The sequence below is a fragment of the Clavibacter sp. B3I6 genome (assembly GCF_030816895.1).
Taxonomy (GTDB): Bacteria; Actinomycetota; Actinomycetes; order Actinomycetales; family Microbacteriaceae; genus Clavibacter.
Genome location: NZ_JAUSYL010000001.1, coordinates 3,191,683 through 3,218,484, shown reverse-complemented (window position 1 = coordinate 3,218,484; position 26,802 = coordinate 3,191,683). Strand labels below are relative to the sequence as shown.

29 protein-coding genes are annotated in these 26,802 nt (G+C 73.2%); 4 read left to right on the top strand and 25 right to left on the bottom strand.

All coding sequences use genetic code 11. The annotated features are described in order from the left end of the window. Positions 1 to 39 precede the first annotated feature (39 nt). Positions 40 to 1,344, bottom strand: a complete 1,305-nt coding sequence (gene tyrS / locus QFZ62_RS15535; RefSeq protein WP_307507628.1) for a tyrosine--tRNA ligase — start codon at positions 1,342 to 1,344, stop codon at positions 40 to 42. A gap of 228 nt (positions 1,345 to 1,572) precedes the next feature. Between tyrS and QFZ62_RS15530 the strand changes: the two genes are divergently transcribed. Both QFZ62_RS15530 and QFZ62_RS15525 read left to right on the top strand, forming a co-directional pair. After that, complete coding sequence (locus QFZ62_RS15530) at positions 1,573 to 2,298, top strand: helix-turn-helix domain-containing protein (RefSeq protein WP_307507625.1); 726 nt, start codon at positions 1,573 to 1,575, stop codon at positions 2,296 to 2,298. Continuing rightward, positions 2,295 to 2,894 carry a hypothetical protein gene (locus QFZ62_RS15525; RefSeq protein WP_307507623.1) on the top strand — a complete coding sequence of 200 codons (600 nt, stop codon included), beginning with the start codon at positions 2,295 to 2,297 and terminating at the stop codon, positions 2,892 to 2,894. The genes QFZ62_RS15530 and QFZ62_RS15525 overlap by 4 nt, the downstream gene beginning before the upstream one ends. A 21-nt stretch (positions 2,895 to 2,915) precedes the next feature. Here the strand turns inward: QFZ62_RS15525 and QFZ62_RS15520 are convergent, their stop codons facing one another. The 19 genes from QFZ62_RS15520 to infC form a co-directional block, all read right to left on the bottom strand. After that, complete coding sequence (locus QFZ62_RS15520; protein ID WP_307507619.1) at positions 2,916 to 3,530, bottom strand: DNA-3-methyladenine glycosylase; 615 nt, start codon at positions 3,528 to 3,530, stop codon at positions 2,916 to 2,918. 7 nt (positions 3,531 to 3,537) lie between these two features. After that, a complete protein-coding gene (locus QFZ62_RS15515) occupies positions 3,538 to 3,675 on the bottom strand; it encodes a hypothetical protein (RefSeq protein ID WP_015490633.1) in 138 nt (45 codons plus the stop codon). Beyond that, entirely contained in the window at positions 3,672 to 5,159 is a 1,488-nt protein-coding gene (argH, locus tag QFZ62_RS15510) for an argininosuccinate lyase (RefSeq protein ID WP_307507616.1), read from the bottom strand. Before argH ends, QFZ62_RS15515 begins: the two co-directional genes overlap by 4 nt. Before the next feature lie 4 nt (positions 5,160 to 5,163). Further along, complete coding sequence (locus QFZ62_RS15505) at positions 5,164 to 6,417, bottom strand: argininosuccinate synthase (RefSeq protein ID WP_307507614.1); 1,254 nt, start codon at positions 6,415 to 6,417, stop codon at positions 5,164 to 5,166. A gap of 52 nt (positions 6,418 to 6,469) precedes the next feature. Continuing rightward, complete coding sequence (gene argF / locus QFZ62_RS15500; RefSeq protein ID WP_307507611.1) at positions 6,470 to 7,393, bottom strand: ornithine carbamoyltransferase; 924 nt, start codon at positions 7,391 to 7,393, stop codon at positions 6,470 to 6,472. Between the two features lie 202 nt (positions 7,394 to 7,595). Beyond that, the gene (locus QFZ62_RS15495) at positions 7,596 to 8,813 is read right to left on the bottom strand and encodes an acetylornithine transaminase (protein WP_307507608.1); all 1,218 of its coding nucleotides are present in this window, start codon (positions 8,811 to 8,813) and stop codon (positions 7,596 to 7,598) included. Further along, positions 8,810 to 9,721: an acetylglutamate kinase gene (gene argB / locus QFZ62_RS15490; RefSeq protein ID WP_307507848.1), complete on the bottom strand. Its 912-nt coding sequence runs from the start codon at positions 9,719 to 9,721 to the stop codon at positions 8,810 to 8,812. Before argB ends, QFZ62_RS15495 begins: the two co-directional genes overlap by 4 nt. A gap of 23 nt (positions 9,722 to 9,744) precedes the next feature. Continuing rightward, positions 9,745 to 10,899, bottom strand: a complete 1,155-nt coding sequence (gene argJ, locus QFZ62_RS15485; RefSeq protein WP_307507605.1) for a bifunctional glutamate N-acetyltransferase/amino-acid acetyltransferase ArgJ — start codon at positions 10,897 to 10,899, stop codon at positions 9,745 to 9,747. Beyond that, entirely contained in the window at positions 10,896 to 11,945 is a 1,050-nt protein-coding gene (gene argC, locus QFZ62_RS15480) for an N-acetyl-gamma-glutamyl-phosphate reductase (RefSeq protein WP_307507603.1), read from the bottom strand. The genes argJ and argC overlap by 4 nt, the downstream gene beginning before the upstream one ends. A 140-nt stretch (positions 11,946 to 12,085) precedes the next feature. Continuing rightward, a complete protein-coding gene (gene pheT / locus QFZ62_RS15475; protein ID WP_307507601.1) occupies positions 12,086 to 14,629 on the bottom strand; it encodes a phenylalanine--tRNA ligase subunit beta in 2,544 nt (847 codons plus the stop codon). 2 nt (positions 14,630 to 14,631) lie between these two features. Further along, the gene (gene pheS / locus QFZ62_RS15470) at positions 14,632 to 15,669 is read right to left on the bottom strand and encodes a phenylalanine--tRNA ligase subunit alpha (RefSeq protein WP_307507599.1); all 1,038 of its coding nucleotides are present in this window, start codon (positions 15,667 to 15,669) and stop codon (positions 14,632 to 14,634) included. Between the two features lie 129 nt (positions 15,670 to 15,798). Next, the gene (locus QFZ62_RS15465; RefSeq protein ID WP_307507596.1) at positions 15,799 to 16,623 is read right to left on the bottom strand and encodes an amino acid ABC transporter permease; all 825 of its coding nucleotides are present in this window, start codon (positions 16,621 to 16,623) and stop codon (positions 15,799 to 15,801) included. Then, on the bottom strand, positions 16,620 to 17,267 hold the full coding sequence (locus QFZ62_RS15460) for an amino acid ABC transporter permease (RefSeq protein WP_270981152.1): 648 nt from the start codon (positions 17,265 to 17,267) through the stop codon (positions 16,620 to 16,622). Before QFZ62_RS15460 ends, QFZ62_RS15465 begins: the two co-directional genes overlap by 4 nt. Before the next feature lie 110 nt (positions 17,268 to 17,377). Next, positions 17,378 to 18,301 carry a glutamate ABC transporter substrate-binding protein gene (locus QFZ62_RS15455; protein ID WP_307507592.1) on the bottom strand — a complete coding sequence of 308 codons (924 nt, stop codon included), beginning with the start codon at positions 18,299 to 18,301 and terminating at the stop codon, positions 17,378 to 17,380. Positions 18,302 to 18,467: 166 nt separating this feature from the next. Further along, positions 18,468 to 19,256, bottom strand: coding sequence for an amino acid ABC transporter ATP-binding protein (locus QFZ62_RS15450; protein WP_373425964.1), 789 nt, complete (start codon positions 19,254 to 19,256; stop codon positions 18,468 to 18,470). A gap of 150 nt (positions 19,257 to 19,406) precedes the next feature. Further along, the gene (locus QFZ62_RS15445; RefSeq protein WP_307507589.1) at positions 19,407 to 20,207 is read right to left on the bottom strand and encodes an RNA methyltransferase; all 801 of its coding nucleotides are present in this window, start codon (positions 20,205 to 20,207) and stop codon (positions 19,407 to 19,409) included. A gap of 62 nt (positions 20,208 to 20,269) precedes the next feature. Continuing rightward, entirely contained in the window at positions 20,270 to 20,662 is a 393-nt protein-coding gene (gene rplT / locus QFZ62_RS15440) for a 50S ribosomal protein L20 (protein ID WP_094116169.1), read from the bottom strand. 46 nt (positions 20,663 to 20,708) lie between these two features. Beyond that, positions 20,709 to 20,903, bottom strand: a complete 195-nt coding sequence (gene rpmI / locus QFZ62_RS15435; protein ID WP_012298616.1) for a 50S ribosomal protein L35 — start codon at positions 20,901 to 20,903, stop codon at positions 20,709 to 20,711. After that, on the bottom strand, positions 20,896 to 21,489 hold the full coding sequence (gene infC / locus QFZ62_RS15430; RefSeq protein ID WP_015490649.1) for a translation initiation factor IF-3: 594 nt from the start codon (positions 21,487 to 21,489) through the stop codon (positions 20,896 to 20,898). Before infC ends, rpmI begins: the two co-directional genes overlap by 8 nt. 375 nt (positions 21,490 to 21,864) lie before the next feature. Between infC and QFZ62_RS15425 the strand changes: the two genes are divergently transcribed. Then, entirely contained in the window at positions 21,865 to 22,326 is a 462-nt protein-coding gene (locus QFZ62_RS15425) for a DUF1844 domain-containing protein (RefSeq protein WP_307507582.1), read from the top strand. Positions 22,327 to 22,388: 62 nt separating this feature from the next. On the opposite strand, the gene QFZ62_RS15420 is transcribed toward QFZ62_RS15425, so the two are convergent. From QFZ62_RS15420 to QFZ62_RS15400, 5 genes are all read right to left on the bottom strand, one after another. Beyond that, positions 22,389 to 23,156 (bottom strand): SseB family protein, encoded by a 768-nt coding sequence (locus QFZ62_RS15420; RefSeq protein WP_307507580.1) that lies wholly within the window; start codon positions 23,154 to 23,156, stop codon positions 22,389 to 22,391. Continuing rightward, the gene (gene priA, locus QFZ62_RS15415) at positions 23,156 to 23,902 is read right to left on the bottom strand and encodes a bifunctional 1-(5-phosphoribosyl)-5-((5-phosphoribosylamino)methylideneamino)imidazole-4-carboxamide isomerase/phosphoribosylanthranilate isomerase PriA (protein ID WP_307507578.1); all 747 of its coding nucleotides are present in this window, start codon (positions 23,900 to 23,902) and stop codon (positions 23,156 to 23,158) included. The genes QFZ62_RS15420 and priA overlap by 1 nt, the downstream gene beginning before the upstream one ends. A gap of 72 nt (positions 23,903 to 23,974) precedes the next feature. Further along, positions 23,975 to 24,616 carry an imidazole glycerol phosphate synthase subunit HisH gene (gene hisH / locus QFZ62_RS15410; protein WP_307507574.1) on the bottom strand — a complete coding sequence of 214 codons (642 nt, stop codon included), beginning with the start codon at positions 24,614 to 24,616 and terminating at the stop codon, positions 23,975 to 23,977. Next, entirely contained in the window at positions 24,613 to 25,221 is a 609-nt protein-coding gene (gene hisB / locus QFZ62_RS15405; protein WP_307507570.1) for an imidazoleglycerol-phosphate dehydratase HisB, read from the bottom strand. The genes hisH and hisB overlap by 4 nt, the downstream gene beginning before the upstream one ends. 117 nt (positions 25,222 to 25,338) lie before the next feature. After that, a complete protein-coding gene (locus QFZ62_RS15400; protein ID WP_307507568.1) occupies positions 25,339 to 25,731 on the bottom strand; it encodes a hypothetical protein in 393 nt (130 codons plus the stop codon). A gap of 360 nt (positions 25,732 to 26,091) precedes the next feature. Between QFZ62_RS15400 and lexA the strand changes: the two genes are divergently transcribed. Continuing rightward, positions 26,092 to 26,772 (top strand): transcriptional repressor LexA, encoded by a 681-nt coding sequence (lexA, locus tag QFZ62_RS15395; protein WP_307507565.1) that lies wholly within the window; start codon positions 26,092 to 26,094, stop codon positions 26,770 to 26,772. Positions 26,773 to 26,802 lie beyond the last annotated feature (30 nt).

The window sequence follows — 26,802 nt, the reverse complement described above, 5'->3', positions numbered from 1 at the left end:
GCGGCGGCCTGCACGAAGAAAGCCGGGTCAGAGGCGCTTTCAGGCGACGGTGAGCCCGGCGAGGGTCTTCTTGCCCCGGCGGATCACCGCGAAACGGCCGTGCAGGAGGTCGTCCACGAGGGCTCCCGCGTCACCCACGGCGGCGTTGTTCACGTACACCCCGCCCTGCGTGATCGCCCGTCGGGCCTCCCCCGCGCTCGCGACCAATCCGGTCTCGACCAGTGCCTGGATGACGGTGGTGCCGGCGGCGATCTCGGCCGACGGCAGCTCGCCCAGGGCAGCCCGGAGCGTCGGCTCGTCCAGTTCGCCGAGCTCGCCCTGGCCGAACAGCGCCTGGGACGCGGCGATCGCGGACTCGGTGGCGGCCCGCCCGTGCACCAGGGTCGTCACCTCCCACGCGAGCGCGCGCTGCGCCTCGCGTCGGAACGGCTCCCCCTCCACCGCGCGGGCCAGCTCCTCGATGCGCGTGCGGTCGAGGAACGTGAAGATGCGCAGACGGTGGATCACGTCGGCGTCGTCCGTGTTGAGCCAGAACTGGTAGAACGCGTACGGGCTGGTGAGCTCCGGGTCCAGCCAGACGGCGTTGCCCTCGCTTTTGCCGAACTTGGTGCCGTCGGAGTTGGTGATGAGCGGCGTCCCGATGGCGTGCACCGTCGCTCGCTCGCTGCGACGGATGAGGTCCGTGCCGCTCGTGAGGTTGCCCCACTGGTCGCTGCCCCCGGTCTGCAGCACGCACCCGTGCGTGCGGTACAGCTCCCGGAAGTCGAGGCCCTGCAGGATCTGGTAGCTGAACTCCGTGTAGCTGATGCCCTCGTCGGAGTTGAGGCGCGCGCTCACGGCGTCCTTCTTGAGCATCGTGCCGACGCGGAAGTGCTTGCCCACCTCGCGGAGGAAGTCGATGGCGCTGAGCGGCGCCGTCCAATCGAGGTTGTTGACGATGCGGACGGCGTTGTCGCCCTCGGGGCTCAGGAAGGCGGACACCTGCGCCTGCAGCCGCCGCACCCACTCGGCGACGACCTCCGGGGTGTTCAGCGTGCGCTCCGCGGTGGGGCGCGGATCCCCGATGAGACCCGTGGATCCCCCCACGAGGCCGAGCGGCCGGTGCCCCGCCAGCTGGAGCCGCCGCATGAGGAGCAGCTGGACCAGGTTGCCGAGGTGCAGGCTCGGCGCGGTGGGGTCGAAGCCGCAGTAGTACGTGATGGGCGGTCCGGCCAGCGCCTCCTGGAGGGCCTCCTGGTCCGTCGACACGTGCACGTACCCGCGCCAGACGATCTCCTCCCACACGTCCGCGAAGGACGGGTCGTTGCGCTGGTCGGTGAAGCGTGCGGGATCGGCGTTCGTCACCCGCCCACGGTACCAGCGCGACCCCTGCTGGACGGCGGGACGCGGCGGCGTCCGGCATGCCCGGCGGGGAGCCGGCCGCGGTGACGACGAGGCGCTCGCGATGTCGGTGGTCCGGGTGACGGTGGAGTCCAGAGCACGGGGGTGCATCAGGCTCACTGCATTGATCTTCGGCGATCAAGTGCGTAGCCTTGATGTGGGTAGATCAAGCTCTGAGAATTGAGGTTCCGCATGTTCGTCATCACCGCCGACCAGAAGGCCAGCCGGCATGACGTGGACCGCGCCGGCACGGAGCGCGACGAGCTCGCGTCCCGCTTCGCCGGTCGCGTCGTGCTGCCGGTCGACCGCACGGCCGGCGACGAGGTGCAGGCGCTCGTCGCCGATGCCGCCACGGCGCTCGACATGGTCCTGCGGCTCACCCGCGCCGGCCACTGGAGCGTCGGCCTCGGCATCGGCGCCGTGCGGACCCCGCTCCCCCGCGCGACGCGGGAGGCGACGGGACCGGCGTTCATCGCGGCGCGCGACGCCGTGACCGCGGCCAAGCGCAGCGCCACGCGCTTCGCCCTCGCGACGGATCCGCCCGCCCTCCCCCTCGGCGACGCTCCAGACGGCGGCGCCGACGACCGGGCGACGGCGCTCCCGGGACCCGCCGAGGTCGAAGCGCTCCTGACCCTCCTGCTGCTCGCGCGCGATCGGCGCACCCCGCAGGGGTGGGAGGTCGTCGACCGCATGGCCGACGGCGGGACGCAGCGGGAGGTCGCCGCCGCGATGGGCATCACGCCGCAGGCGGTGAGCACGCGCCTCCGCACCAGCGGGTGGCGCGCGGAGCGGGCGGCCATCCCCGGGATCACGGCCCTGCTCGCGCACCTGGACCGCACGGCCTCCCCGGGCGATACCCCGGACGACTCCCCGGGGTCTCCGGCCGATCGCCCCGCCCGGAAGGGGGCGCGGTCGTGATCCCCGTCGGCTCCCCCGCGGAGGTGGCGGCCTGGGCCGTGCTCTGCGTGCTGGCCACCGGGGCGCTCGTGCTGGCGCTCCTGACCCTGCGCACGCCCCGCACGCGGCCGGTCGCCGGCGCGGCCGGCACCCTCGCCGCGGCGCTCGTCCTCGGGCTCGCGCTCGTGGATGCGGCCTCACCGCTGGTCGTCGGGTACCTCGGGCTCGTCATGGTCGTGCTCGCCGTGCTCGGCGGCGGATCCGCCTCGACCGTCGTGCTGTCGCTCGCGACGCGCGGCTCGGTCCCCCCGGGCGCGTACGGCGGGATCCTCGTCCCGCCGCGGGGACAGGAGGACGACCCCGCCGCGATCCGGCGCCCCACCCGCGAGGTGCTGCGCGGCGGAGCCACGATCGGCATGCTCGAGCGGCTCGCCGTCGTCGCGGTCATCCTCGCCGGCTACCCCGAGGCGCTCGCGGTCGTGATCGCGATCAAGGGCGTCGGCCGGTTCAGCGAGCTCGGCGAGGCCGCGGAGGCGCGCGAGCGCTTCATCATCGGCACCCTCGTCAGCTGGCTGTGGGCCGCGTCGTGCGCGGCCGTCGTGCTCGTCGTGCGGTAGCCGGACGCCCGAGAAGCCGCCTCAGCGGCGGACGCGGGGGACGTGCGCACGGTACGGCGAGACCGTGGGGTCGCCCGGCACCCAGAAGCGCCACGGGAACAGCTCCCCCGATCCGCCCGGCCCGGAGACGCCGACGCGCGGACCCGACGCCGGCAGCGCGAGCGGGGCGTCGGGGAGGACCAGCTCGTAGGGCGCCGCGTCGAGGAGGGCGCCGTCGTCGGACAGCGGGATCCCGAGCGCGACCGCCAGGCGGGCCGGGCCGCGCGCCAGGTCGCGGTCGCGGACGGCCGCGCCCCGGCGGCTCCGGGCGAGGTCGGTGCCCTCCACCACCTCGCCGGCGCGGAGCAGGACGCCCGCGCTCGTCCCCTCGGGGCCGCAGACGATGTTCGCGCACGTGTGCATCCCGTACGTGAAGTACGCGTAAAGATGCGCGGGGGGCCCGAACATCGTCGCGTTGCGCGCGCGCTTGCCCCGGAAGGAATGCGAGCCCGGATCCTCGCCGACGCCGCGGTACGCCTCCACCTCGGTGAGGCGCACGGACACGCGGCCCTCCTCGGAGTCGCGCGACAGGATCGCGCCGAGGAGCCCGGGCGCCACCTCGACCGCATCGCGCGCGAAGAACCCGGGGTCGATCACGCGTCGATCAGATCAGCTCGCCGTTGAGGCTCGCGACGACCACGACGAAGACCAGGACGGCGACGGCCACGCCGACCACGAGCGGCAGGAGCCAGCGATGCCGCGGCTCGGGCCGCTCGGGGCGGCGCCCGTTCGACAGGGTCATGCCGACGCGTCCGCGGACGCCGACGCCGACGCCCGGCGCTCGGCCGCGGCGTCGGCCCGCGCGCGCAGGCCGGCGACGCGGCGCACCAGCTCGGCTCGCTGCTCGTCGACCCGGACGCCGGCCGTGCCGCCCGCGCCGTCGCGACTCGCCACGGATCCCTCGACGCTCAGGACCTCGCGCACCTCGGGCACGAGGTGCGGCGAGACGCCCCGGAGGTCGTCGTCGGAGAGGTCCTCGAGTCCCACCCCGCGGGACTCGGCGAGCTTCACGAGCTCGCCCGTGATCTCGTGCGCGTCCCGGAAGGCCACCCGGTGCTTGACGAGCCACTCCGCCACGTCGGTCGCGAGCGAGAAGCCCTGCGGAGCGAGCTCCGCCATGCGGTCGACGTCGAAGCGCAGCGTCGCGATCATGCCGGTGAACGCCGGGAGCAGGACCTCGAGGGTCTGCACCGAGTCGAACACGGGCTCCTTGTCCTCCTGGAGGTCGCGGTTGTACGCGAGCGGCAGGCCCTTGAGCGTCGCGAGCAGGCCGGCCAGGTTGCCGATGAGACGACCCGACTTGCCGCGCGCGAGCTCCGCGATGTCGGGGTTCTTCTTCTGCGGCATGATCGACGACCCCGTGGAGAACGAGTCGCTGAGGGTGACGAAGCCGAACTCCCGCGTGTTCCAGAGGATGATCTCCTCGCTGAGGCGCGAGAGGTCGACCCCGACCTGGGCGAGCACGAACGCGAACTCCGCCACGACGTCGCGGCTGGCCGTGCCGTCGATGGAGTTCTCGGAGCTCCGGGCGAAGCCGAGGTCGCGCGCGACCGCGCCGGCGTCGAGCCCGAGGGTGCTGCCCGCGAGCGCGCCGGATCCGTAGGGCGAGACGTCCGCGCGCGCGTCCCAGTCGGCGAGGCGCTCGAGGTCGCGGACCAGGGGCCAGCAGTGCGCGAGGAGGTGATGCGCGAGGAGCACCGGCTGCGCGTGCTGCAGGTGCGTGCGGCCGGGCATGATCGCGCCGCCCGCCGCCTCGGCCTGCGCGGCCAGGGCGTCCACGAGCCGCACGAGCATCGCGTGGATCACAGCCGCGTGGTCGCGGAGGTACAGGCGGACGAGCGTCGCGATCTGGTCGTTGCGGCTGCGACCCGCGCGGAGCTTGCCGCCGAGCTCCGGCCCGGCGATGTCCATGAGGCCGCGCTCGAGGGCGCCGTGCACGTCCTCGTCGGCCTCGGACGCGACGAGCGCGCCCGACCGGACGCGCTCCTCGAGGGTGTCGAGCGCCTGCAGCATGGCCTGCCGCTCCGCGTCGGACAGGTACCCCGCGGACGCGAGAGCACGGGCGTGCGCCCGGGAGCCGGCGATGTCGTACGGCGCCAGCTGCCAGTCGAAGTGCGTCGAGCGGCTGAGCGCGACGAGCTCCGGTGACGGGCCGCCGGCGAAGCGGCCGCCCCAGAGGGCGCCCGCCTCGCTCGCCCGGGTGGACGGATCCGTGCTCTCGGTCATGCGGCTACTCCGCGGCGGGCGCGGCGTCGGGCGTCGGGGTCGCGGCCGCGAGCGCGGCCTGCTCGACCGCGAGGTCGCGGCGCGCCGAGATCTTGCTCGGCAGCGACCACAGCTCGATGAAGCCCTTGGACAGCGACTGGTCGAACGTGTCGCCCGTGTCGTAGGTCGCGAGGTCGAAGTCGTACAGGCTCGTCTGGCTGCGACGACCGGTGACGACCGCGCGACCGCCGCGCAGCGTCATGCGGATGTCGCCGGACACGTGGCGCTGCGAGTCCTCGATGAACGCGTCGAGCGAGCGCTTGAGCCCGGAGAACCAGAGCCCGTCGTAGACGAGGTTGGCCCAGTCCTTCTCGACACCCCGCTTGTAGCGGCCGAGGTCGCGCTCGATGGTGAGGCTCTCGAGCTCCTCGTGCGCCTCGATGAGCGTCATGGCGGCGGGGGCCTCGTAGACCTCGCGGCTCTTGATGCCGACGAGGCGGTCCTCCACCACGTCGATGCGGCCGATGCCGTGCGCGCCGGCGGCGGCGTTGAGCTCCTGCACGATGCGCAGCGGCGAGTAGCGCACGCCGTCGATCGCGACCGGGACGCCCGCCTCGAAGGTGATGGTGACCTCGGTGGGGTCGCGGAGGACGTCGGGGTCCTGCGTGTACTCGTAGAGGTCCTCGATCGGCCCGTTCCACGGGTCCTCGAGGAAGCCGGTCTCGACCGCGCGGCCCCAGACGTTCTTGTCGATCGAGTACGGGCTCTTCTTGCTCTGCTCGATGGGGAGGTCGTGCTCGTTCGCGTAGACGATGGCCTTGTCGCGGGTGAGCGCGAGGTCGCGGACGGGCGCGATGGAGGTCAGGTCGGGTGCGAGCGCGGCGACGGCGGCCTCGAAGCGCACCTGGTCGTTGCCCTTGCCCGTGCAGCCGTGCGCGACGCTGTTCGCGCCGAGCTCGTGGGCCACGCGCGCGAGGTGCTTCGCGATCAGCGGGCGGCTGAGGCCCGAGACCAGCGGGTAGCGCTTCTGGTAGAGCGCGTTGGCCTTGAGGGCGGGGACGATGTAGTCGTCCGCGAACTCGTCCTTCGCGTCCACGACCACGGCCTCGACCGCGCCGCAGTCGAGCGCGCGCTGCCGGATGACCTCCATGTCCTCGCCGCCCTGGCCGACGTCGACGGCGAGGGCCACGACCTCCTTGCCGGTCGCGTCCTTGAGCCAGCCGATGCCGACCGAGGTGTCGAGTCCGCCTGAATATGCCAGAACCACGCGTTCGGCCATGTCGTTCTCCGTTTCCGTTGCTGAGATGTCTCGGGGTTGTGCGGGTGCTGCGTCAGGACTGGCGCAGGAGCCAGACGAGCAGTGCCTTCTGGGCGTGGAGGCGGTTCTCCGCCTCGTCCCAGATCACCGACTGCGGGCCGTCGATGACCTCGGGGGCCACCTCGTAGCCCCGGTCGGCGGGGAGGCAGTGCAGGAAGACCGCGTCGTCGACCGCGTGCGACATGAGCTCGGTCGTCACCTGGTAGGACCCGAGCGCCGCCAGCCGCGCGGCCTTCTCCTCCTCGCGGCCCATCGACACCCAGGTGTCGGTGATCACGACGTCGGCGCCCCGGACGGACTCGACCGGGTCGGCGAGGACCTGGACGGACCCGCCGGTGGTCCGGGCGATGCGCTCGGCGTCCGCGACGACGCGCTCGTCCGGGCGGTATCCGACGGGCGCAGCGATGCGCACGTGCATGCCGGCCGTGACGCCGCCGAGGAGGTAGGAGTGCGCCATGTTGCTGGCGCCGTCGCCGAGGAAGGTCAGGATCTGGCCGGCCGGGTCGCCGCGGTGCTCCCGGATGGTGAGGAGATCCGCGAGGATCTGGCACGGGTGGAAGGCGTCCGAGAGGGCGTTGACGACGGGGACGGTCGTGCCCGCGGCCATCTCCTCGAGGCCCGCCTGGCCGTAGGTGCGCCAGACGATGGCCGCGACCTGGCGCTCGAGCACGCGCGCCGTGTCGCTCGCGGTCTCCTTGCCGCCCAGCTGGCTGTTGGCCGTGCTGATGATCAGGGGCACGCCGCCGAGGTCGGCGATGCCGACCGCGAAGGAGACGCGCGTGCGCGTGGACGACTTGTCGAAGATGACCGCGACCGTCTGCGGACCGGCGAGGGGGCGCTCGGACCAGCGCTCGCGCTTCAACCGCACCGCCAGATCGAGCACCTCGGCCTGCTCGGCCGGGGTGAGGTCGTCGTCGCGCAGGAAGTGGCGGGTCATCGCATCGCTCGCTCTCGGGGGACTCGGGATCGCTCAAGCCTAGGGGACATGCGGGGGCGGATCCGTCGGCCGGCGGCCCCGCGCGGGGGCAGGGCTGCCGGCGTCCGCGGGGAGGAGCGGGCCACGCGGCACGGCGGCACCGGACGCGCGCGCGGCACGGCGCGCACGGAGGCACCGCGCGCCTCCACCCGCGCACGGAGGCTCAGCGGAGGTGGCCGAGCGCGCGGCCGAACCGCTCGCGGAAGTCGCGCACGTCGTCGTCACCCACGATGAGCGGCGGGGCGATGCGGAGGCTGCGCGCATTCGGCGCGTTGATGATGAGGCCCTCGCCGAACGCGGCGGCCGCGATGCGCGCGCCGTCCTCGTGGTGCAGCCCGACGCCGATGAGGAGACCCCGTCCGCGCACCTCCGCGATGAGCGGCGAGTCGAGGCTCGTGATGGCGGCGCGGATCTCCTCGCCGCGGCGGGCGGCGTTCTCGACCAGCCCCGCATCCTCGATCTCGGCGAGGACCGCGTTCCCCGCGGCGGTCGCGAGCGGGTTGCCGCCGAAGGTGGAGCCGTGCTGGCCCTTCTGCAGGAGGTCGGCCGCCGCGTCGAACGCGACGAGCGCGCCGATGGGGACGCCGCCGGCGATGCCCTTGGCGATCGTGACCGCATCCGGCCGCACGCCCTCGTGCTCGTAGGCGAACCAGCGGCCCGTGCGCCCGACGCCGGTCTGGATCTCGTCGAGGATGAGGAGCGCCCCGTGCTCGCGCGTGAGCTCCCGGGCGCGGCGGAGGAAGCCCGCGGGGAGGTCGACGACGCCGGCCTCACCCTGGATCGGCTCCAGGATGAGCGCCTGGACGCGGTCGTCGATGGCGGCCTCGAGCGCCTCCATGGTGGGCGCGATGTGCTCGACGCCGCCGGGCAGCGGGAGGAAGGGCGCCTGGAGCGCGGGCTGCCCGGTGAGCGCGAGCGCGCCCATGGTGCGGCCGTGGAACGAGCCCTGCAGCGTGATGACGCGCGTGCGCCGGTCGCTGCCGTTGCGGCGGGCGAGCTTGAAGGCGGCCTCGTTGGCCTCTGCGCCGGAGTTGCCGAAGTAGACGCGGCCGGTGTCGCCCGCGCCCGTGATGCGGCGGAGGCGCTCGGCGAGCGCGATCTGCGGCGGCGTCGCGAAGTAGTTGGACACGTGCGCGAGCGTGGAGACCTGCTCGGTGACGGCGCGGATGAGCGCCGGGTGGGCGTGGCCGAGCGAGTTGACGGCGATGCCCGCGAGGAAGTCGAGGTACTCGCGGCCGGTCGAGTCCCACACGCGGCAGCCCTCCCCGCGCACGAGCATGGCGAGCGGGGGCGGCGAGGAGCGCATCATCGCGGCCTGGAAGCGGTCGGACCACTCGCTCTCGGTCTGGGTGGTCCGGCGCTCCTGCGGGGTCGTGGTCATGCGGGCACGACCTCCGTTCCGATTCCGTTGGTGGTGAAGATCTCGAGGAGCATCGAGTGCGGGATGCGGCCGTCGATGATGGCGGCCTTGGGCACTCCCCCGTCGACGGCCTCGAGGCACGCGGCCATCTTCGGGATCATGCCCGACTCGAGCGACGGCAGCAGAGCGCGCAGCTCGTCGGCGCGGATGTCCGAGACGAGGGATCCGCGGTCCGGCCAGTCGCGGTAGAGGCCGGCGACGTCGGTGAGGATGACGAGCTTCTCGGCCCCGAGCGCCACGGCGAGCGCGGCGGCCGCCGCGTCGGCGTTCACGTTGAGGGACACCGACGCGTCCGACTCGTCCGGGGCGATGGAGGAGACGACGGGGATGCGGCCGGCGTCGAGCTGCGCGAGCACGGCCGTGGGATCCACCGCGACGACGTCGCCGACGAGGCCGAGGTCGACCTCGACGCCGTCGACGACGGCTCCGCGGCGGCGGCCCGTGAACAGCCCCGCGTCCTCGCCCGAGACGGCGGCCGCCAGCGGCCCGTGCGCGTTGATGCCGCGCACGACGTCACGGCTGACCTGGCCGGTGAGCACCATGCGGACGACCTCGAGCACCTCGGGCGTGGTGACGCGGTATCCCCCGCGGAACTCGCTCTCGATGCCGAGGCGCGTGAGCATCGCGCTGATCTGCGGTCCGCCGCCGTGCACGACCACGGGCCGGAGCCCGGCGTAGCGGAGGTAGACCACGTCCTCGGCGAAGGTGCGCGTGAGCTCCTCGTCGACCATGGCGTTGCCGCCGAACTTCACGACCACGATGCGGTCGTGGAAGCGCTGCAGCCACGACAGCGACTCGATGAGGGTCGCCGCCTTCGACTCGGCCTGCGCCTGGTCGAGGTCGGCGGCCTCCTGCGTGATGGCGGTCACGTCCGTCCCGTCTGCGTCGCCCATCAGCTCGCGTACGCGCTGTTCTCGTGCACGTAGTCGTGCGTGAGGTCGTTGGTGAGGATGGTGGCCGTCGCGTCGCCCGCGTGCAGGTCGATGAGGACGTGCACGGCGCGCGGGTGGAGGTCGACCAGGTCGCGGCTGTCGTGCGGCTCGCCCGCGCGGCAGACCTGGACGCCGTTGATCGCGACGTCGATGCCGTACGGGTCGAAGGCGGCGCCCGTGGTGCCGACCGCGGCCAGCACGCGGCCCCAGTTGGGGTCGTTGCCGAACACCGCGGCCTTGAAGAGGTTGCTGCGCGCGACCGCGCGGCCGACCTCGACCGCGTCCGCGTCGTCGGCCGCGTGCACGACCTCGATGGCGATGTCGTGCGACGCGCCCTCGGCGTCGGCCTGGAGCTGCTCGGCGAGGTCCGCGCACACGGCGGTGAGCGCGGCCTGGAAGGCGTCCGCGTCGGGGACGACGCCGGATGCGCCGCTCGCGAGGAGCGTGACCTGGTCGTTGGTCGACATGCAGCCGTCGGAGTCGAGGCGGTCGAAGGTGACGCGCGTGGCCTCGCGGAGCGCCCGGTCGAGCGCCGGGGCGTCGAGGTCGGCGTCGGTCGTGATGACGACGAGCATGGTCGCGAGGCCCGGCGCGAGCATGCCGGCGCCCTTGGCCATCCCGCCGACCGTCCAGCCGGCGTCGGACGCGCGCGCGGACTGCTTGGGCCTGGTGTCGGTGGTCATGATGGCGCGCGCCGCGTCGTCCCCGCCGTCCTCGGCGAGCGCCGCGGAGACGCGGGCGACCCCGTCCTCGAGCTTCTCGAGCGGGAGCTGCTCGCCGATGAGGCCCGTGCTGCAGACGAGCACGTCGCCGCTCGACACGTCGAGGGCGCTGCCCACCGCCTCGGCGGTGGCGTGCGTGACCTGGAACCCGCGGGATCCCGTGTAGCAGTTGGCCCCGCCGGAGTTGAGGACGACCGCGCTCACGCGGCCGTCGCCGATGACCTGGCGCGACCACAGGATGGGGTTGGCCTGGCAGCGGTTGCTCGTGAACACGGCGGCTGCGGCCTGCGACGGACCGGTGTTCCGGACGAGGGCGACGTCGAGCGCGCCCGTGGACTTGAGCCCGGCGGCGACCCCGCCGGCGACGAAGCCGCGTGCGGCGGTGACGCTCACGGGGCGACCCCGTTCACCGGGAGGCCCATGGCCTCGGGCAGCCCGAGCGCGATGTTCGCGGACTGGATGGCCGCTCCCGCCGTGCCCTTGACCAGGTTGTCGATGGCGGTGACCGTGACGACGCGGCCCGCGGCCTCGTCGACGGCGATGCCCACGAGCGCGCTGTTGGATCCCGTGACGTCGGACACGTTCGGGAACGATCCCTCCGGCAGGAGGTGCACGAACGGCTCCTCGGCGTAGGCGAGCTCCCAGGCGGCGCGCACGTCGTGCGCGGAGAAGCCGGGGGCGAGGCGGGCGGTGGCCGTGGCGAGGATCCCCCGGGCCATGGGCACGAGGACGGGCGTGAACGAGACGCTGACGTGCCCGCCGCCGGCCGTCTCGAGGTTCTGCCGGATCTCCGGGGTGTGCCGGTGCGTGCCGCCGACCGCGTAGGCGCTCGCGGATCCGAGGATCTCGCTCGCCAGCAGGTTCGTGCGCAGCGAGCGGCCGGCGCCGGACGGGCCCACGGCCAGCACGGCGACGATGTCCTCCGGCTCGATGACGCCCGCGCGGATGCCGGGCTGGAGCCCGAGCGTGATGGCCGTGACGTTGCAGCCGGGGACCGCGATGCGCTTGACGCCGGACAGGTGCGTGCGCTGGGTGCCGCCCTCCTCCGCGTGCAGCAGCTCCGGGAGGCCGTAGGGCCAGGCGCCGGCGAACTCGCCGCCGTAGAACGCGTCCCACGCCGCCTCGTCGACGAGCCGGTGGTCGGCGCCGCAGTCGACCACGAGGGTCGCGTCGTCGAGCTCGGCGGTGAGGGCGCCCGACTTGCCGTGCGGCAGGGCGAGGAACACGACGTCGTGGCCGGCGAGCTGCTCGGCCGTGGTCTCGACGAAGGTGCGGTCGGCGTACGACGTGAGGTGCGGGTGCACCTGCCGGAGCCGCTCGCCCGCGTTCTGGAAGGCGGTGAGCGTCGTGACCTCGAGGCGCGGGTGGTCGGCCAGCAGGCGGAGGAGCTCCCCGCCCGCGTAGCCGCTGGCGCCCGCGACGGCGACTGAGAATGACATGCACCAAATCTAGTGCCGGTGCGGGAGGGGTCCCGTCGGACGGCGGACAGCGGGACGTGACCGCGGGCGGACCCTCCCTGGGGAGGGTCCCGCCCGCGTCGGTCCCGTCGCGACGCCGTGCGACGCCGCTGCGCTGCCGCCTACTCGCGGAGCGTGGCGCCGAACCGCTCGCCGGCGAGCCGGACAGCTCCGTCCCGGGCCTCGCTCGCCTCGGCCGCGGTCAGCGTGCGGTCGGGCGCGCGGAACCGGAGGGCGAAGGTGAGCGAGCGCGTGCCCGCGTCGACACCGGGTCCGCGGTAGTCGTCGACGAGGCGCGCGGTCTCGAGCAGCTCGCCCGCACCCTCCACCACCGTGGCGAGGAGCTCGCCCGCCGGCACCTCGAGCGGCACGACGAGGCTGAGGTCCTGCGTGGCGACGGGCATCGACCGCAGGGGGCGCACCTCGACGGTACCACCCGCGAGCGCCACGAGCCGATCGAGGTCGACCTCGGCGAGCGCGACGCGCTCGGGCAGGTCGAGCTCGGCGGCGAGCGCCGGCAGGAGCTCGCCCGCGACGCCTACGATGACGGGGCCGTCGGCGGTCACGGCCTCGACCGCGGCCGTGCGGCCCGGGTGCATGGCCGCGTGCGCGCCCTGCTCGAAGCGGATCTCCACGCCCACCGCGTGCGCGAGCTGCCGCACGGCGTCGAGCGCGTCGACGAGGCCCGCCCGCTGCGCGGGGGTGCCCGGCTGCTTCGGGACGGCGTCGCCGAGGATCAGCACGCCGACGTGGCGGGGCTGCGGCGGGATGCCGGCGTCGAGCGCCCGCAGGGACTCCGCATCGGGACGCGCGGCCCCGGGCGGCATCTGCGGGGAGCCGTAGGCGACGCCCGCGGACGGGAGGAACACGGTGCCGGTCTCGAAGAGCGCGAGGTCCGTGGACCCGCGCGACAGGTTGCGCCGCGCGATGTCGATGAGCCCGGGCAGCAGCGAGCGGCGGAGGAACGGGTACGCGACGTCGAGGGGGTTCGCGAGCCGGACGGCGGGGGCGTCGTCGCGGTCGGCCGCGCCGAAGCGCGCGTTCTGCGCCTCGGACGCGAACGGCGACCCCATGACCTCCGTGAGCCCGCCCGCGGCGAGCGCGATCGAGGCCTGACGACGCAGGCGCTGCGCGACCGTGAGCCCGCGGCCGGGAGGGGCGACGGGCAGGACCGCGGGGATCCGGTCGTAGCCGACGATGCGGGCGACCTCCTCCACGAGGTCGGCGCGGTGCCGGAGGTCGGGCCGCCAGGTGGGCGGCGTGACGAGCAGCACGCCGTCGCGCTCCTCGAGGGCGCAGCCGACGTCGACGAGCGCGTGGCGCACCTCGTCCTCCGTGTAGTCGACGCCGACGAGCGACGCCGGGTAGCCGACGGGCAGCTCGACGACCGCGGGCGGCGCGGTCGTGTCGAGCAGCGAGCCGAGGCCCTCGGCGTGGCCGCCGGCGAGCTCCTCGAGGAGCTGCACGGCGCGGGCGGCGGCGGCGGGCGCGATGCGGGGATCCACGCCGCGCTCGAAGCGCTTGGACGCCTCGCTCGGCAGCTTGTGGCGCCGGGCCGTGCGCGCGATGGAGACGGGGTCGAAGCCGGCCGCCTCGATCAGCACGCGCGTGGTGCCCGCGCCGATCTCCGTGGCCGCGCCGCCCATGACGCCCGCGAGGCCGACGGGCCCCGAGTCGTCGGCGATCACCAGGTCCTCGGCGTGCAGCGCGCGCTCGCGCCCGTCGAGCGTGACGAGCGCCTCGCCCTCGGCCGCGCGCCGGACGACGATGCCGCCCTGCAGCCGGTCGAGGTCGTAGCCGTGCAGCGGCTGGCCGAGCTCGAGCATGACGTAGTTGGTGACGTCGACGACGAGCGAGATGGAGCGGACGCCCGCTAGCGTCAGGCGCGACACCATCCACGGCGGGGTGGGCCGCGACACGTCGAGGCCGGACACCACGCGCGTCACGAAGACGTCGGCGCCCACGCGGCCGCGGAGGGGGGCGGCGTCGTCGACGCGGACCTCGATCCCCGTGACGGGCGCGTCCGCGGTGAGCAGCGCGAGCGCGTCGGCGGGGTCGGTGTACGCGGCGCCCGTGGCGTGGGCGTACTCCCGGGCGATGCCGCGGATCGAGAACGCGTAGCCGCGGTCGGGCGTGACGTTGACCTCCACGGCCCGGTCGTCGAGGTGCAGGAGCGCGAGCGCGTCCGTGCCCACCTCCGGGTCGAGACCCAGGGAGGAGAGGACGAGGATCCCGTCGTGCTCCTCCCCCAGCCCGAGCTCGCGCGACGACGCGATCATGCCGTCGGACACGTGGCCGTAGGTCTTCCGCGCGGAGATGGGGAACGGGCCGGGGAGCACCGCGCCCGGCAGGCTCACCACCACCTTGTCGCCGACGACGAAGTTGTGGGCGCCGCACACGATGCCGCGCACGTCCTCGCCGCCGTCGGCCGCCGTCACGCCCTCGGGCGCGACGCGGACGCGGCACCAGTTGATGGTCTTGCCGTTGGTCTGCGGCTCGGGGGTCGCCTCGAGCACCTGCCCGACGACGACGGGGCCGGAGATGGCGAACGCGTGCACGTCCTCCTCCTCGAGGCCCACCTTGACGAGCGAGGCGTGGACGTCCTCGGGGGTGACGCCCGCCGGGAGCTCCACGTGCTCGCCGAGCCAGCTGATCGGGATCCTCACGACTACACCACCATCCCGAACTGCGCGCCGAATCGGATGTCGCCCTCGACGATGTCGCGCATGTCGGAGAGGTCGTTGCGGAACATGAGGGTGCGCTCGGTGCCCATGCCGAACGCGAAGCCCTGGTACTCGTCGGGGTCGATGCCGGCGGAGCGGAGCACGTTCGGGTTCACCATGCCGCAGCCGCCCCACTCGATCCACCGGGGTCCGCCCGCGGCGGCCGGGTGCCAGACGTCCATCTCGGCGCTCGGCTCGGTGAACGGGAAGTAGTTGGGGCGCAGGCGGATGCGGGCGTCCTCGCCGAACATGGAGCGCGCGAAGTGCTCGAGCGTGCCGCGCAGGTGCGCCATGGTGAGGCCGCGGTCGATCGCGATCCCCTCCACCTGGCGGAACGCGGGCGTGTGCGTCGCGTCGAGCTCGTCGCTGCGGAAGGTGCGGCCCTGCGCGATCGTGTAGACGGGCAGCGCGTCGGCGAGCAGCGTGCGGATCTGCACGGGCGAGGTGTGCGTGCGGAGCACCAGGTGCGCGTCGGTGGGATCCACGTAGAAGGAGTCCTGCATGGCGCGCGCCGGGTGGTCGGGCGGGAAGTTCAGCGCGTCGAAGTTGAACCACTCGCTCTCGAGCTCGGGGCCCTCGTTCACCTGCCAGCCCATGCCGACGAAGATGTCGGCGATGCGCTCCTCGAGCATGGTGAGCGGGTGCCGGGCGCCGGCGCGCCAGCGGCTCGGCAGCGCGGTGACGTCCACGGCCTCGGCGACCAGGCGCTCCGCGGCCTCCTGCTCCTGGATCTCCGCCTCGCGGGCCTGGAACGCCTGCGTGACACGGGCGCGGGACTGGCCCACGAGCTTGCCGGCGTCCTTGCGGTCGGCGGGCGGCAGGGACCGCAGCGATCCGTTGAGCCGGGCGAGCGGCGACGCCTCGCCGATGTGGGCGGAGCGCGCCTGCGCGAGCGACGCGGAGTCGGTGGTCGCGGCGAGCGCGGCCATCGCCTGCTCCACGGCGGCGCCGACGCTCTCCTCGGAGATCTGGGGTTCGGACATGAGGCCCGAGTCTACCGATCGGGGTGCGCGCTCCCCGCCCGCGACGGGCCCGCCGCCCGCACGCACGACGGGCCCGCCGCACGGAGGCGACGGGCCCGTGGGGCGAGCCGGGACGACCCGGCGGGACGGCTACGCGCCCTGCGAGGTCCCCGCGGCGACGGTCTTGGCCACGCGCGGTCCGCGCTTCCGCGCCAGGCGCCGGGCGATGGTCGACACGGTGAGGTTCAGCACGAGGTACATGCCCACCATCACCACGAAGATCGGCAGCGAGTTGGCGCGGCTCGTGGCCTCGAGGATCAGCTCGCCCTGCTTCGTCAGGCCGACGAGGCTGACGATGGTGCCGAGCGCGGTGTCCTTGATGAGCACCACGAGCTGGGCCACGATGATCGGCAGCATGGTGCGGAACGCCTGCGGGAACTCCACCAGGAGCCGGTTCTGCAGGGGACGCAGGCCGATCGCGAGGCCCGCCTCCCGCTGTCCGCGGGGCAGCCCGAGGATCCCCGAGCGCAGCGCCTCGCCGATGATCGCGCCGTTGTAGAGCGTGAGCGCGGTGACGACGGCCCAGTACGGGCCGATGGGGAAGATCAGGTAGATGAAGAGCATCATCAGCAGCACGGGCATGCCGCGGAAGAACTCGAGCACCACGGTGACCGCGTAGCGGATGACCCGGTGCTCGCTCATGCGCAGGAGCGCGAGCACCATGCCGAGCAGGATCGCCAGCACGGCGGCGACCGCGGCCGACTGGAGGACGACCCACAGGCCCTTCAGCAGCAGGCCCCACACCAGCGGGTCGTTGAGCACGCGCCAGATGTCGGGGCTGAACTGCCCGGCCTGCTGGAGGCGGACGGCGGCGAACGCGAGCACGGCGACGAGGACGACGCCCGTGACGACGGAGAGGATGCGCGAGCGCCGGCGGGCGCGGGGCCCGGGGACGTCGTAGAGGACCTGGCTCATCGGGAGACCGCCACTCGCTTCTCGAGGTGGTCCGCCAGCTGGCCGAGCGGGACCGTGATGATGAGGTAGAAGAACGCCACGCCCACGAACACCCAGACGACCGCGTTCCCGTTGGCGTTCGCGACGTCGCGGCCCACGTTGAACAGCTCGTAGATGAAGTACGCGCCCGCGATGGACGTGTTCTTGGTGAGCGCGATGACCACGTTGATCAGCGGCGGCACGACCGTACGGAGCGCCTGCGGCAGGATCACGTGCCCGAGCGTCTGGGAGAACGTCAGCCCGATGCTGCGCGCCGCCTCCGCCTGGCCGACGGGCACGCTGTTGATGCCGGAGCGGATCGCCTCGGCGAAGAAGGGCGCCGTGTACAGCGTGAGCGCGAGCACCGCGGCCGTCATGAACGGAAGCGCGCCCGAGATCGACGTGATCACGACGCTGAAGAAGGTGAAGACGAGCAGCAGCGGGGTGTTCCGCAGCAGCTCGACGTAGACCGTGGAGGTCGCGCGGAGGCTCGCGACGGGCGAGATCCTCATGGCGGCGATCACGACCCCCAGCGGGAGCGCGAAGAGCACCGTGGTGAGGAGGAGGCGCAGCGTGCCGCCGAACCCCCGCAGGAACACGTCGAGATTGTCGAGGATCACGTCCACGGCACACCTCCTGGCTGGGCACCGGCGAGGCCGGGCGGGTCGGGTCGGGGCCTCGGGGGCCCGGACAGGGACGGGTCCCGCACGCGCAGGGCGTGCGGGACCCGGTCGTGCTAGTAGCGGTCGACCGCCGGGGGCTCCGGCGTGTCGATGACCGTGCCGGCCGTCGCCTCGAACAGGCGCGCCCAGGTGCCGTCCTCGTAGGCCTCCTCCAGCGTGTCGTTGATGAAGGTGCGGAACGCCTCGTCGTCCTTGGCGATGCCGATGCCGTAGGGCTCCTCCGTGAACGTCTCGCCGTCGCCGACGAGCTTGAAATCGCCCTCGTTCTGGTCGATGAAGCCGGAGAGGATCACGTTGTCGGTGGTGACCGCGGCGACCTGGCCGTTGCGCAGCGGGTCGAGGCACTTGCTGTAGACGTCGGTCGGCACGACGACCGCGCCGAACGTGGCCTCGATGTTCGCGGCGGGGGTGGATCCGGCGACCGAGCAGACCTGCTTGCCGCGGACGTCCTCGGGCGTGTTGATCGCGGTGTCGTCCGCGAGCACCATGAGCGCCTGGCCGGCGACGTAGTACGGGCCCGCGAAGTCCACGACCTCCTTGCGCTTGTCGTTGATCGTGTACGTCGCGACGACCGCGTCGACCGAGCCGTTCTGGATGAAGGGCTCGCGGTTCGCGGACACCGTCTCCGTGAAGGCGATGTCGTCGAAGCCGATGCCGAGCTTGCTGGCGACGAGCGCCGCGATGGCGACGTCGAAGCCGGCGGGCTTGCCGTCGAGGCCCGCGAGGCCGAAGAGCGGCTGGTCGAACTTCGTGCCGACCTTCATGGAGCCCGCCTCGGCGAGGCGCGCCATCGTCGTGCCCTCGTCGAACGTGGGGTCCTCGGCGAGCTCGAGCTTGTAGGGCCCGTCGCCGTTGGCGGGGGCGTCGGTGCCCGCGTCGACGGCGGGGCCGGACGCGCTGCCGGCCGCGCCGCAGCCGGTGAGGCCGACGACGACCGCGGCGGCGGCCGCGAGGATGGAGAGTTTCCTGTGCTTCATGGTTCCCGTTTCTCTGCTGGTGAGGTGGATGACGGAGGCGAGCGCATGCGCCCGTGGTGCGGGTCGTGCCGATCGTGCGGGTGGGGCGGTTATGCGGCACCCGGACGCGCCTGCCTCGACGGCGTCCGGGAGCGGTGCGCGGGAGGGCGTCGGCCCTCCGCGGGCGTCAGTGGGCGAGGATCTTCGAGAGGAAGTCCTTCGCGCGCGGGCTCTGCGGGTCGTCGAAGAACGCCTGCGGGGTGGTGTCCTCCTCGATGGCGCCGTCGGCCATGAAGATCACGCGGTCGGCGGCCTTGCGGGCGAAGCCCATCTCGTGGGTGACGACCATCATCGTCATGCCGTCCTTCGCGAGGCCGACCATGACGTCGAGGACCTCGGTGATCATCTCCGGGTCGAGGGCCGAGGTGGGCTCGTCGAGCAGGATCAGCTTCGGGTCCATCGCCAGCGCGCGGGCGATGGCGACGCGCTGCTGCTGTCCGCCGGAGAGCTGGGCCGGCATCTTCTGCGCCTGGTTGGCGACGCCGACGCGGTCGAGGAGCTCCATCGCCCGCTTCTCCGCCTCCGCCTTGCCCTTCTTGCGCACCTTGATGGGGCCGAGCGTGACGTTCTCGAGCACCGTCTTGTGCGCGAAGAGGTTGAACGACTGGAACACCATGCCGACGTCGGCGCGGAGGCGCGCGAGCTCGGCGCCCTCGGACGGGAGGTCCTGGCCGTCGATCGTGATGGTGCCGTCGTCGATGGTCTCGAGGCGGTTGATCGCCCGGCACAGCGTCGACTTGCCGGACCCGCTGGGGCCGATGACGACGACGACCTCGCCGCGGTTCACCGTGGTCGAGATGTCCTTGAGGACGTGCAGGTCCCCGAAGTGCTTGTTGACGTGGGATACGACGACCAGGGGCTCGCCGACCGCGACCGCGGCGGGCGAGGCGGTGTCCGCCGTGGGGCTCTGCTCCATGCGAACACCATATCGATGACGGTGTTTCGTCCGCGTTTCCTCGCGGCATCGTCACCCACTCGTGACGCGGGACGCGCGTTTGCGCCGATCAGAGCCGGTGTCCGGGGACGGCGGACGCCGCCCGCCCGTCAGGCGTCGGCGGATCCGCGGTCAGGCGCGCTGCGCGAACGCGGACTCGTACAGGCACACCGACGCGGCGGTGGCGAGGTTCATGGACTCGGCCTGCCCGTAGATGGGCACGACGACGGCGCGGTCGGCGAGCGCGAGGTGGTCGTCCTGGAGGCCGCGCGCCTCGTTGCCGAACAGCCACGCGGTGGGCGCGGCGAGCCCGCCCGAGGTGCGCTCGGCGAGGAGGTCGTCGCCCTTCACGTCGGCGGCGAGCACCTGGAGGCCGGCCTCGCGGACCCGCTGGAGCACGGCGTCGAGCTCCGGCATGATCGCGACCGGCAGGTGGAAGAGGGACCCCGTCGTGGCGCGCACGACCTTCGGGTTGTAGAGGTCGACCGAGCGGCCGGTGAGCACGACGGCGTCCGCCCCGGCGGCGTCGGCCGCGCGGATGATGGTGCCGGCGTTGCCCGGGTCGCGCACCTCCTCGAGGATCGCGATGAGGCGCGGCTCGTCGCCGAGGATCTGCTTGAGCGACGTGGGGAACTGGCGGCAGACCCCGACGACGCCCTGCGGGGTGACGGTGTCGGCCATGGCCGCGATCACGTCCTCCGTGACGAACTCCACCTCGACGGCCGACTCGCGGACCGCGCGCGCGAGGTCCGGGTAGCGGTCGAGGGCGGTGGGCGTCGCGAAGAGCTCCTGGACGAGGTCCGGACGGAACGCGAGCGCCTCGGAGACGGCCTGCGGCCCCTCGAGGAGGAAGAGGCCGGTGTCGGCGCGCGCATCCCGTTTCGCGAGCTTGGCGACGCCACGGACACGCGGGGAGCGGGGGTTGTCGAGCATGGCCCCAACACTAACGGCGCGCCCCCTGTCGGGGACGCGCCGTCGGCGGTGGTGCGGGGGCGCTACGCGTTCGCCGCGACCTTGGGGGCCGAGGTGTTCGCGGGCAGGGCGGCCTTGGCCGTCTGGACGAGCGAGGCGAAGGTCGCGGGCTCGTGGACGGCGAGGTCCGCGAGGATGCGACGGTCGACCTGGACGCCGGCGAGGGCGAGGCCCTGGATGAGGCGGTTGTACGTGAGGCCGTTGAGACGCGCGGCCGCGTTGATGCGCTGGATCCAGAGGCGGCGGAACTCGCCCTTCTTGGCGCGGCGGTCGCGGTACGCGTAGACGAGGGAGTGGGTGACCTGCTCCTTGGCCTTGCGGTACAGGCGCGAGCGCTGGCCGCGGTAACCGGCGGCGCGCTCGAGGATGACCCGACGCTTCTTGTGGGCGTTGACGGCCCTCTTGACTCTTGCCATTTCAGTGATTCCTATTCGAGTTCAGGTGTCGCGGACGACGAGGGGCCTAGCGGCCGAGGAGCTTCTTGGCGACCTTCATGTCGGCCTTGGCCAGGGGCTGGTCCTGGTTGAGTCGCGCCTTGCGCTTGGAGGACTTGACCTCGAGGTTGTGGCGCATGCCGGCCTGCTGCTTCATGATCTTGCCGCTGCCGGTGACCTTGAATCGCTTCTTGGCACCCGAGTGGGTCTTCTGCTTAGGCATTGTTCTCTTCTCTCGCTTCTCGTGCGCTCGCCTTGGTGGCGTCGCGCTTCGCGTTGGCCTCGGCCTTGGCCTCGGACTTGTTCTTGTGCGGTCCGATGACCATGACCATGTTGCGGCCGTCGATCGTGGGGGTGGACTCGACGCTGCCGAACTCGGCGACGTCCTCCGCGAACATCTTGAGCAGGCGCACGCCCTGGTCCGGACGCGACTGCTCGCGACCGCGGAACAGGATCATCGCCTTGACCTTGTCGCCGTCCTGCAGGAAGCCCTCGGCGCGCTTGCGCTTGGTCTCGTAGTCGTGCTTGTCGATCTTCAGGCGGAAGCGCACCTCCTTGAGGATGGTGTTCGCCTGGTTGCGACGCGCTTCCTTGGCCTTCTGCGCGGCCTCGTACTTGAACTTGCCGTAGTCCATGATCTTCGCCACGGGGGGCTTGGAATTGGGCGCGACCTCGACGAGGTCGAGGTCGGCTTCCTGCGCGAGCCGGAGTGCGACGTCGATGGATACGACGCCGACCTGCTCGCCTGCTGGGCCAACGAGGCGAACCTCGGGAACTCGGATTCGATCGTTGGTACGGGGATCGCTGATGGACTGCTCCTATTCGTGTCTTCGGGTGGCCCGGCGGCTGCGTGAGCCGCTCGGATTCGAGACGAGGAGGGTTCTTCACCAGGGTCCGACGCGTGCGTCGTACTCGGCAACACGCCCATGCCCGCTGACGCGGGGCTCCCGTCGTGCACGACGCCCTCTGGGGAGCCGCTCGGACGGGGGAGCGAAATCGACCCGGTAACCTATGGAGGCGGTCAAGCGCGGGTGGGAGATCAATCCTCTTTCGAACCGGGACTGTGACAGCCCCGGAGCCGTCGATCAGCATAGCAGACGCCGACCTCGTCCCGGAAGGGCGGGCCATCGCCCGGGTCCCGCCGCCGGCCGCAGACCGCCACCGCCCCGAGCCCGAGGACAGACATGACCGACTCGCCCCGCCCCGACCACGCGGACGCCGCCGACGCGCACGTCCACCGCTTCGAGGAGCCGGCCGGCGCCGATGCCGGGACGACGACGACCGCCCCGGGCGTCGCCGACGACGACACCGCGGACTTCGTCGCCGACCAGTACGCGCGGGACATCGCCGACGTCTCCGCCGTGGAGGTCATCACGACCACGGCCGTCCACCTCATGAGCGCGGCCGCCGTGAAGTGCGGGCTCGCCGACGATCCCGCCACGCAGACGGACCTCGCCGAGGCGCGGAAGCTCATCATCTCGCTCGCGGGCCTCGTCACCGCGGCCTCGCCCGAGCTCGGCGACCAGCACGCGCGGAGCCTCCGCGACGGCCTGCGCTCCCTGCAGCTCGCCTTCCGCGAGGCGTCCCCGTACCCGGACGCGGTCGGCAAGGGACCGGGCGAGAAGTACACCGGCCCCGTCTCCTAGGCATCCGGCCCGCGCGGGTCGCCGGTGGGGCGAACGCGGCACCGGTGAACGGCGTCCTCCCCTCAGCGGGCCGAGACGATGCGCAGGCCCATGCTGTCGACCCGCTCGGCGAGCACGGCGCTCCGCGACCACTCCCCCTGCAGGCGCGCGAGCAGCGCGTCCAGCGCGGTGCGGTCGAGGCCGTCGACGAGCTCGAGCGCGATCATCAGCTCCGGGCCCGCGAGGCGCGCCCGGGGATCGCCCGCCGACGTGCCCAGCGCGACGACCGCGGGCTCCTCGACGACGCTCGCCTGGAGCGCGGCGGCGACCTCGGGGTCCTCCGGGCTCGGCGTCCACGGCAGCGACCGCGCCACGGCCCACACGGCCGGGCGCCGCAGCACGAACTCCGTCTCCGACATCGGGTCCAGCACGACGAGGTCGGTCTCCTCGCTCGCCGCGGCCAGCGCGACGCGCACGGCGTCGGCGGGCACGGGACGCGCGGCGGGGTTCCAGCGGCCCATGGCGGCGACCGACGTGAATACCGGCATCACCGTTCGCCCGTCGGGTCCCGCGACCGTGATGATGGAGAGCTCCGCGCTCTTGTCGACCCTGAGGCCGGCGTCGTTCACGCCCTCCTCGCCGAGGCGGGCCACCAGCGGGATGAGCAGGCGCGCCTCCCGCAGGGCGTCGACGACGTCCGCCTGGCCGGCCTCGCCGCGGCCGTGCCGCGCCAGCGCGTCGGCCAGGGCAGGCGGCGCGGACCCGTCGTCCCCGGGGAAGGCGGTGGGCTCGAAGGAACGACCGGCCCAGGGGGTCCCGGCCGAGTCGGCGTGCGGCGTGGAGCCCGTCATCACTCCCCGGCGACGTCGAGCGCCTGGGCGAGCGTGAACGCGCCGGCGTAGAGGGCCTTGCCGACGATGGCGCCCTCGAGTCCGAGCGGCACGAGCTCGCGCAGCGCCTGGATGTCGTCGAGGCTCGACACGCCGCCGGAGGCGACGACGGGGCGCTCGGTGCGCTCGAGCACGTCCCGGAGCAGCTGCAGGTTCGGGCCCTGGAGGGTGCCGTCCTTGGTGACGTCGGTCACGACGTAGCGCGCGCAGCCGGCCTCCTCGAGGCGCTCCAGCACCTCCCAGATGTCGCCGCCGTCCTGCGTCCAGCCGCGGGCGGAGAGCGTGCGGCCGCGCACGTCGAGCCCGACCGCGACGGCCTCGCCGTGCTGCGCGATGACGCTCGCCGCCCACTCGGGGTTCTCAAGCGCCGCCGTGCCCAGGTTGATGCGGGTCGCGCCGCTCTCCAGGGCCACGTCGAGGGAGCGGTCGTCGCGGATCCCGCCGGACAGCTCGATCTGGACGCCGTCGATGGCGCGGATCACCCGCGAGATGACGGAGAGGTTGTCCCCGCGGCCGAACGCCGCGTCGAGGTCGACCAGGTGCAGCCACTCGGCGCCCTGCTCGGCCCAGTCGCGCGCGGCGTCGACGGGGTCGCCGTAGCCCGTCTCGGTGCCGGCCGCGCCCTGCGTGAGGCGGACGGCCTGGCCGCCCGCGACGTCGACGGCGGGCAGGAGGGTCAGACGGGGCGTGCTGGTGAACTCGCTCATGGGAGGGCCTTCGATCGGTCGGACGGGACGGGCGGGGCCGTCGGGGACGGCGGGGGCGCGGTGCGGGCCGGGTCAGGCGGCGCGGAGGGTGCCGAGCCAGTTCGCGAGGAGCCGGATCCCGGCCTCCCCCGACTTCTCGGGGTGGAACTGCGTGGCGGTGAGCGGGCCGTTCTCCACGGCGGCGACGAACCGCTCGCCGTGCGTGGCCCAGGTGACGCGCGGCGCCGGCAGCGGCGGGAGCGGGTCGATGCCCCACGTGCGCGCGGCGTACGAGTGGACGAAGTAGAACCGCTCCTCCTCGAGCCCCGCGAACAGCGCGGAGCCCTCGGGGACGTCGACCGTGTTCCAGCCCATGTGCGGGAGCACGTCGGACTCGAGGCGCCCCACCGTGCCGGGCCACTCCCCCAGCCCGGCCACGTCGACGCCGCGCTCGACGCCCCGGTCGAACATGACCTGCATGCCGACGCAGATGCCGAGCACCGGACGCCCGCCCGCGAGTCGTCGGTCGACCACGCGGTCGCCGCCGGCGGCGCGGAGCGCGGTCATGACGGCCGAGAACGCGCCCACCCCGGGGACCAGGAGGCCGTCGGCCTCGTGCGCCCGCTTCGGGTCGCCCGTCAGCTCGACGTCCGCGCCGGCCAGCTCGAGGGCCTTGACGGCCGAGTGGACGTTGCCGCTGCCGTAGTCGAGGACGACGACGGACGGGCGCGTCACAGCGCGCCCTTGGTGGAGGGGATGCCGGAGACGCGGGGGTCGAGCTCCTTCGCCTGCCGGAACGCGCGGGCGAAGGACTTGAACTCCGCCTCCGCGATGTGGTGGGGATCGCGCCCGCCGAGCACCGTGACGTGCACGGTGAGGCCCGCGTGGAACGTGATGGCCTCGAAGACGTGACGGACCATGGATCCGGTGAAGTGCCCGCCGATGAGGTGCATCTCGAAGCCCGCGGGCTCGCCCGAGTGGACGAGGAAGGGGCGGCCCGAGATGTCGACGACCGCCTGCACGAGCGCCTCGTCGAGCGGGACGAGCGCGTCGCCGAAGCGGGCGATGCCCGACTTGTCTCCGAGCGCCTGGCGGATGGCCTGGCCGAGGACGATGCCGACGTCCTCCACGGTGTGGTGCACGTCGATGTGCGTGTCACCCGTGGCGGTGACCTTCAGGTCGGTGAGCGAGTGCTTCGCGAACGCGGTGAGCATGTGGTCGTAGAACGGGACCGACGTGTTGATCTCGGAGACGCCCGTGCCGTCGAGGTCGAGCTGCAGCTCGATGCTGGACTCGCTGGTCTGCCGCGTGACGTGCGCGGTGCGCGCGAGGGTGCTCATGCCCTCCATGCTACCGATCGGTTCCGACCGCCCGACCTCGCTCCCGGCCGCCACCGGGAGCGAGGCCGGCCCGTCCGCGCCGACGACCCGCGACTGCGGGACGCGGCGCGGGAGTGCTCAGTGCGCGTACTCCGCGGGCACGGCGAGCTGCTGGCCCGCCGCGACGTCCGACGTGGGGAGGCGGTTGAGGTCGACGACCGACGCGATGACGTCGCGCGGGTCGGCGCTGGGCGCGATCTCCTCGGCGAGGTCCCACAGGGACTGGCCGCTCGACACGGTGACGTACTCGAACGCGGCGCCCGATGCGTCCTTCGAGGCGACGGCCGCACCGCCGTTGAGGGCGACGAGCCCGGCGCCGAGCGCGAGCGGGGCCGCGACGAGCGCGGTGAGGACGATGCGACCGCGGCGCGTGATGCGCAGGCGCGTGCGGGGCGCGACGGCTGCCTCCGTGACGGGGACGGCGGAGTCGGCGGCGGCGGAGACGATGGGGGTTGCTGCTGCGGTGTTCATGGTGACCTCTCGTGCGAGACGGTGGGGCGTCGAGGCGACGCGCCCGGCGGTGCAGTGCGGTACGGCATGCGATGCGGGTCGGGCAGCTCGCACCCGGCTCTCGGCCGGGAGAGCCGGGTGCGAAGCTGTGTTCCGAACATACATTCGAAACCAGCCCTCCGCAAGCCCACTTCGCCTCGATTCGCGCCTCCGACGCGCGACACGCTCGAACAGGTGTTTGCCCGGGGTGCCTCGGCTGGATACAGTTTCGAGTGCCTAGAGTCCATTGGACCGGGTACCACCGACATCGCCCTCGCGAGGGGTCGGCCCGCCGGGTCGACGAGCCGCGGAGGGCGTCGGCGACGAGAGGCGGGCCGTGGCATGGCGGACGAGCGAGCAGCGGGAGGCGGCGCGACGAGGCGCCGCAAGAGCCTCAGCGACAAGCAGATCTCGATCCTGGAGTTCATCCAGCGCGCCATCGCCGGCCAGGGCTACCCGCCGAGCATGCGCGAGATCGGCGACGCCGTCGGCCTGGCGTCGCTCTCGAGCGTCACGCACCAGCTCAACCAGCTCGAGCTCTCGGGCTACCTCCGCCGGGACCCGAACCGCCCGCGCGCCCTCGAGGTGCTGATCGACCTGCCCGGCAGCGGCGCCGCGGAGACCGGCGAGCCGTCGACGCCCGTGGGCGACGCGGCGATGGTCCCGATGGTCGGCCGCATCGCCGCCGGCATCCCCATCACGGCCGAGCAGATGGTCGAGGAGGTCTTCCCCCTCCCCCGCCAGCTGGTCGGCAAGGGCGACCTCTTCATGCTGCGCGTCGTCGGCGACTCGATGATCGACGCGGCCATCTGCGACGGCGACTGGGTCGTCGTCCGCCAGCAGAAGACGGCGGAGAACGGCGACATCGTCGCCGCCATGCTCGACGACGAGGCCACCGTCAAGGTGTTCCGCCAGCGCGACGGGCACACGTGGCTGCTGCCGCGCAACAGCGCGTTCGAGCCGATCCTCGGCGACTTCGCGGAGGTCGTCGGCAAGGTCGTGGCGGTCATGCGCTCCGTCTGACCCTCGCCACGACGCACGAGAGCGGCCGGT